Origin of the sequence: Nocardiopsis chromatogenes YIM 90109, assembly GCF_000341185.1 — a bacterium.
GTDB classification, from domain to species: Bacteria; Actinomycetota; Actinomycetes; order Streptosporangiales; family Streptosporangiaceae; genus Nocardiopsis_A; species Nocardiopsis_A chromatogenes.
Genome location: NZ_ANBH01000376.1, coordinates 1 through 6,139 on the forward strand (window position 1 = coordinate 1; position 6,139 = coordinate 6,139).

The window sequence follows — 6,139 nt, forward strand, 5'->3', positions numbered from 1 at the left end:
CCCCCCGCCGCCACCGCTCCCGGGGCGCAGGAACATCATCACCATGGCGAGCGAGCTGAGCGCCATCGGCAGGTACATGAAGACCGCGCCCATGCCGCCCTGCTGCTCGGGGAGCGCGGGCGGCTCCTGGAGGGCGAGCTCGCCGGAGGGGAGCTCGGGGCCGGGACGGCGGGCCGGCCGACGGACGATGAGAGTGCTCACGGCTGCGCGGACCCCTTTGTTCGATCGGACGAATCAGCTGGCAATAGATCGGCCGAACGGCCGACCCCCGGCCGCTCGGATTGCTCTACGATGCCCCCTCCGAGGTCATTCGATATTGATCGAAACGTCATCTCTGCCATTCTGCGAGTGGTGCTAACGTAGCGGAGCATTTGCCGCCCCGCCGCCGGGAGAGTGCTCATATGAGCACTCGCAGGCCCTGAGGGGAAGGGGATGCCGTTGCCCAGGAACGGAAACACCCGGGGGTAGTATGGCCGAGTCCGCCGCCGCGGAATTGTGTCGTCTCACCATCCGCGCACCTGCGGTTTCCTTTGAAATCGCGGTGCCGTGTGACATTCCCCTCGCCGAACTCGTCCCCACATTCCTCCTCTACGCCGAGCGCGACGGCGAGGACCTGGACGAGAACGGGCTGGACCACTCCGGATGGGTTCTGCAGCGGCTCCGGGCGCCCCCCNCTGCGAGTCCCTCGAACTCTTCGACGGCGAGGTGCTCTACCTGCGCGAGCGCCGCGACCAGATGCCCCCGGTGCACTTCGACGACCTGGTCGACGGGGTGGCCACCGGCATGGCCGAGCGCCCGGACCGGTGGGGCGCGGCCGCGGCCCACCGCTGGCTGGCCGCCGCCGGCGCCGCCACCCTGGCCGCCGCCCTGGTCCCGGTCGCCCTGCTGGGCTTCTCCGGCACCGCGGCCGCCGTCGCCGCCGGGACCGCGGTGCTGATGCTGCTGGCGACCGCGGCCGCCGGGCGGGCGCTGGGGTCGGCCGAGACCGCGGCCGCCACCGGCACCGCCGCGGTCCTGTTCATGGCCTTCGCCGGGGCGTGCGCGCCCGACGGCGACCCCGGTGCCGCGCTGGCCGGGGCCCACATGCTCGCCGGGGGCGCGGCCGGGACCGGCGCCGCGGTCCTGGCGGTCGCCGCGGCGGCCGGGTGCGTATCGTTCTTCACCGGCCTCGGCACGCTCTCGGCGTTCGGCGCCGCCGCCGGGGCGCTGCTGATGTTCTGGGGCGGCGTCCCCCTCCCCGGGGTGGCCGGACTGTCGGCCGGGGCGGCGGTGCTGCTGGGCACCTTCGCGCCCGCCATGGCCTTCCGCATGTCCGGGATGCGCCTGCCCCCGCTGCCCTCCGGCGCCGACGAGCTGCAGGAGCACATCGACCCGCACCCGGCCCGCGAGGTGCTGGAGCGCACCCGCCGTGCCGACTCCTTCCAGACCGCGCTGCTGGCGGCGGTCGGGGCGGTGTGCGCGGCGGCGCTGGCCGTGCTGGCCCTGCACCCCGGATGGCTGCCCACCGGCCTGGGCGCGGCCCTGTGCCTGGTGCTGCTGCTGCAGGCCCGCGGGCTCGGCGGCGCCTGGCAGCGGGCCTGCCTGCTGGTGCCCGGGCACCTCGGCGCGCTCGCACTGGCGCTGGGCGCCGCCGCGCTCGGCGGCACCGCCGCCCGCCTGGCGGTGTTCGGCATCCTGCTGGCGGGCGCCCTGGCGCTGGCCGTGGCCGCGTGGGCGGTGCCCGGCAACCGGGTGCTGCCGCACTGGGGGCGCGCCGGGGAGCTGCTGCACAGCGCCGCCGCGATCGTCCTGGTGGTCCTGGTCCCGGCGAACCTGGGGCTGTTCGGGCTGCTGCGCGGGATCGGCGGATGAGCGCGGACGGCGGGGGGCGGCGATGAACACGCGGCGCGACCAGGTCCAGGCGCACGGCTTCCTGGTGGGGCGGCTGTCCACCGCGATGCTGGAGGCCGACCCGGACGCGACGGAGGCCCCGATGAACCGCACCCGCACGGGGGCGGCCATCGGCCTGGTGCTGTCCCTGCTGGTCGGCGCCGGGTTCCTGGTGTTCGGGCTGATCTTCCCGGGCAACGCCACGTCGTGGCGCACCGAGGGCACGGTGGTCGCGGCCGAGGACGGCGGCGGGCGGTACGTCTACTCCGACGGCGCCCTGTGGCCGGTGGCCAACCAGGCCTCGGCGCTGCTGCTGGGCGATCCGGTGCAGGTGTCGGCCGCGTCCCTGGAGGGCACCCCGGTCGCCTCGGCGATCGGCATCGGCGGCGCGCCCGACGCGGTGCCGCCCGCGGCCGCCGAGGACGCCGAACCGTCGGCGTGGCGGGTGTGCGCGGTCCCGGTGGCCACCGGGGAGGACGAGGACCCGAGGGCGCTGACCTCGCTCACCGTCGGCGGCGGCGGTGAGGACCGGCCGGTCGCGGCGGACCGGGCGGTGCTCGCCGCCGGGCCGGACGGGACCCGCCACCTGCTCTGGCGCGGGGAGCGCCTGCGCCTGGACGCCGAGCACGGCGCGCTGGAGGCCCTCGGGTACGGGACCTCCCCCGCCCACCCGGTGTCCGCGCAGTTCCTGTCCGCCCTGCCCGAGGGGCCCGAGCTGGCCGCCCCGCGCGTGGACGGCGCGGGCGGCGAGGGGCCCCGGATCGGCGGCGAGAAGCGCAGGATCGGCCAGGTGTTCACCGTGGGCGGCGGCGACGACGCCGACCAGTACTACGTGCTGGAGCGCGGCGGACTGGTGCCCACCGGCGAGGTCCGCGCCCGGCTCCTGCTGGCGGACCCGCGCGCGGCCGAGGACGTCCACCCCGGCGGCGACCCCGAGGCGGCCCCCCTGGACGCCGCCGACGTGCGCCCCCACCTGGCGGACCGGGCCCGCGACGACGGGGGCCTGCCCGGCGAGCCGCCCGCGCTCGCCGAGACCGGAGGGGCGGCGCTGTGCGCGGTGGACCGGGGCGAGGGCCCCGGACTGGCCCTGCGCGCCCCCTCCACGATCACCGCCCGCACCGCCGAGCCCCCGCCCGGCGCCGCCCCCTCCTGCACCCCGCCCGACCTGATCGGGGTGCCCGCGGGGGAGGGCGGTCTGGTGCGCGCCGCCCCGGCCGGGGGCCGTGCCGGGCGCGGCACCTACTACCTGGTGACCGACGCCGGGGCCAAGTACCCGGTGCCGGACGCCGAATCCGCCGAGCGGCTCGGCCACCCGCCCGCAGGCGCGCGGGAGGTCCCCGCCGCGGTGCTGGACATGCTGCCGACCGGCCCCGAACTGAGCACCTCGGCGGCGGCCGCGCCCGCCNCCCCGAAGGAGGCGGACTGCCCGTCCGGCTGAGGGCGGGCCCGTAGGAGACCGCGACACGGTCGAGGAGGACCCGATGAGTGAACTGTTCCGCAGTACCGACCAGGCGATGCGCGAGGGCAAGGACGCGATGGAGACCGCGCACTCCACCTGCAACGGGATCTACACCCAGGTGGACTCCACCCGGGACATGCTCGGCGGCAACTGGCAGGGCGGCGCGGCCGCCCGCTACGACACCGCCCTGGTGAAGTGGCTGGAGGAGCTCCGGCTGATCACCAACGACATGAACGACATGATCGGCATCCTCGGCGGCACCGAGCGCAACTTCCACGAGATGGAGGACGCCAACATGGTCACCGCCGACTGGGCCGCCCAGCTCAACCCGAACCAGCGCGACGCCGCCGCCGGACGCTGAGGCCCCCTCCCCTCGGAAGGGACCCCCACCCCCACGACCCCAGGGCCGCGCGGCCCACCAGGAGAGGAGAGCCGACCGTGAGCTTCGACGGTTTCGAGATCAAGAAGTCGGGCGCGCACACCGCCGGACTCGACCTGCGCCAGCAGACCGAGGTCATCGCCAACGCCATCGAGGAGCTGGACCGGCGGGTGCGGCAGGTCAAGGACGGCTGGGTCGGTGAGGCCGCCGACCAGTACGACGTGCGCATCGCCAACTGGCGCCAGAACGTCGAGGACATGCGCAACCTGCTGAACAAGGCGCAGGTGTCCCTGGACGACATCGTCGACCGGTACAACCGGGGCGACCTGCAGGAGGCCGGGAACTGGAGCCAGCGCCGCTGACCCCCGGGGGCGGGGCCGCGTGCACGGGCGGCCCCGCCCCCGCCCGTCCCGCGGCGGCCCGACGAGCAGGCAGCAGGAGCAGGAGGCTGAGCACGCATGCCGGAAGACAAGGACGACGGCGACACCATCAAGGTCACCCTCGACTACCTGCGGGGGCTGCGCACCGACGACATCGACACGATGCGGGAGCGGTTCTCCGCGAAGAAGACCGAGTTCGACCAGTACTACGCCGGTGAGGCCGCCAAGACGCCCCGGTTCGGCAACCCGGCCCTGCTGCCGTCGGCCGGGGTCCTGGCCGACGAGGTCAAGCAGGCGCTGACCAAGGTCGAGGAGCTGTTCGACAAGTACGAGAAGGACCTGCTGGCCATCTCCAAGGGGATCGCCGACAGCGAGCTGGTCTTCGACGACCTTGAGGACGACGCCGAGCTCACCGCCGAGCAGCTGAACCGGATCTTCGGCTCGTCCGGCGCCGGCGGTTCGGGCGGGGGCTCCTACGAGGGGTCCGGGGACTCCACGGGTGGTGACGGCCTCTCCTCCTCCACCGATGAGGGCGGGGCCGACGACGCGGAGGACGAGGAGGACGACGAGGAGGACGGCGAGGACGCGAAGGACTGACCCCGGCCACCCGACCGGCCCGACCCCCGGCCCGGCCCCGCCCGCCCGAGGCCCTGAACCGCCCGTACCGCAGGAGGAAGCGTGGACAACGAGAAGGACCTCAACCCCACCGGGGGAAAGGGGGCCACTCTGCCCAACGAGGGGGCGGCGTCCAGCGAGGAGCTGGACCACATCCTCAACGTCTTCGCCGACCCGGAGGGCGACGGCTCCGTTCCGCCGATGGACAGCCCCCGGGTGATCTACGAGGCCGGGTGGATCGACCGCTACTTCTGGAACGAGGGCAACCCCCACTCCGCCGACGAGTGGTACGGGTTCTTCGGGGACGACCAGCTGTGGGGGGACTACAGCCAGGGCATCAACGACACCTACTCCGGGATCTTCCTCAACCCGGAGATCCTCGACGGCGCCGACACGCTCTGGGGCACCTTCGAGAACAAGCTCAGGACCGTCGTCACCAAGGGCATCGGGGACCCGAACCTCGGCAGCGAGTCCTACTACCACGCGGGCCTGAAGCGGATGGCGACCCGGCTGGAGGAGTACCAGACCTTCTTCCAGGAGGAGTACGACCGGCTCTGGGCCCTGTACGAGAAGGTGAAGCCGGGCAACGACTCCTTCGAGGGGGCGACCGCGGCGGCTCTGGCCCGGCACCTCAAGACCAAGGCGCTGGAGCTCAAGGGCGTCGCCGACTACCTGGCCCCGGTCAAGGAGGCGGTGAACAGCGCCGCCTCCGCGGCGGACCCCACCTTCGCCGACCCCGTGGTGAAGGCCTACAACGCGTGGGCGTCCGACTCCGGCCGCAGCCCGCGCCAGGTGGTGCGCACCTGGTGGGAGGAGAACCGGGACACGGTCACCAAGCAGGACGGGTTCGTCTACATCGGCGGCAAGCCCACCGACAGCCTGGAGACCTGGCGCGCCATCGAGCAGGAGATGAAGGACCTGTGGTGGACCAAGCTCGAGGACCTGCGCAACGCGGCGTCCGAGAACATCCCGGGGCTCTCGAAGAGTTACGCGAACGCCGCGGGCGACATCCTGCCGTACACGCCCATCACCACCGAGCAGCCCGGGGGCGGCGGGAGCGGCTCCGGTGACGGGAACGGGGGATCCGGTGACGGCTCCGGCGGCGACTTCGACATCGACGAATTCCTGGAGGACTACTTCGGCGGCGGAGACGACGAAGACTCCCTGAGGAGCTCGGGCGAAGGAGAGGGGGACGGAGGCGGCGGAGACGGCTCCGACGGCGGGTCCGGTGACGGGACCGGCGGGTCCGGCGGCGAGTTCGACATCGACGATTACCTCGAACACCTCACCGGCTCCGGCGACGGGTCCGGCGCCGACTCCGGCTCGCACGAGGGGCCGGGCGGCTCCGGCGGCGGGTCGGACTCCGGATCCGGCGACGCCTCTGGAGGGAGCGGGTCCTTCCCGGAACGGGAGGACCGGACCGAGATCACCGGCGGG

Annotated in this window: 5 protein-coding genes and 2 pseudogenes; 6 read left to right on the forward strand and 1 reads right to left on the reverse strand. The window is 74.0% G+C overall.

Going from position 1 to position 6,139, the window contains the following annotated elements; genetic code table 11:
- Window positions 1-201: hypothetical protein (locus tag D476_RS35215; protein ID WP_040728956.1), on the reverse strand; the 201-nt coding region annotated here is incomplete at its 3' end.
- A gap of 268 nt (window positions 202-469) precedes the next feature.
- Here D476_RS35215 and eccD point away from each other — a divergent pair.
- The 6 genes and pseudogenes from eccD to D476_RS39880 form a co-directional block, all read left to right on the forward strand.
- A pseudogene (eccD, locus tag D476_RS35220) lies at window positions 470-1,851 on the forward strand (type VII secretion integral membrane protein EccD).
- A 22-nt stretch (window positions 1,852-1,873) separates the two neighbouring features.
- A complete protein-coding gene (gene eccB / locus D476_RS0130985) occupies window positions 1,874-3,307 on the forward strand; it encodes a type VII secretion protein EccB (protein WP_017627751.1) in 1,434 nt (477 codons plus the stop codon).
- Window positions 3,308-3,350: 43 nt separating this feature from the next.
- Window positions 3,351-3,689, forward strand: coding sequence for a WXG100 family type VII secretion target (locus D476_RS0130990; protein WP_017627752.1), 339 nt, complete (start codon window positions 3,351-3,353; stop codon window positions 3,687-3,689).
- Window positions 3,690-3,766: 77 nt separating this feature from the next.
- Window positions 3,767-4,069: a WXG100 family type VII secretion target gene (locus D476_RS0130995; RefSeq protein WP_017627753.1), complete on the forward strand. Its 303-nt coding sequence runs from the start codon at window positions 3,767-3,769 to the stop codon at window positions 4,067-4,069.
- A 96-nt stretch (window positions 4,070-4,165) separates the two neighbouring features.
- A complete protein-coding gene (locus D476_RS0131000; protein ID WP_017627754.1) occupies window positions 4,166-4,684 on the forward strand; it encodes a hypothetical protein in 519 nt (172 codons plus the stop codon).
- Window positions 4,685-4,765: 81 nt separating this feature from the next.
- A pseudogene (locus D476_RS39880) lies at window positions 4,766-6,139 on the forward strand (hypothetical protein); the annotation flags it as partial.

Excerpts from the sequence above, each read along its gene's own strand:
- D476_RS0130990 (WP_017627752.1), top strand. The coding sequence starts at position 3,351 with ATGAGTGAACTGTTCCGCAGTACCGACCAGGCGATGCGCGAGGGCAAG.
- D476_RS0131000 (WP_017627754.1), top strand. The coding sequence starts at position 4,166 with ATGCCGGAAGACAAGGACGACGGCGACACCATCAAGGTCACCCTCGAC.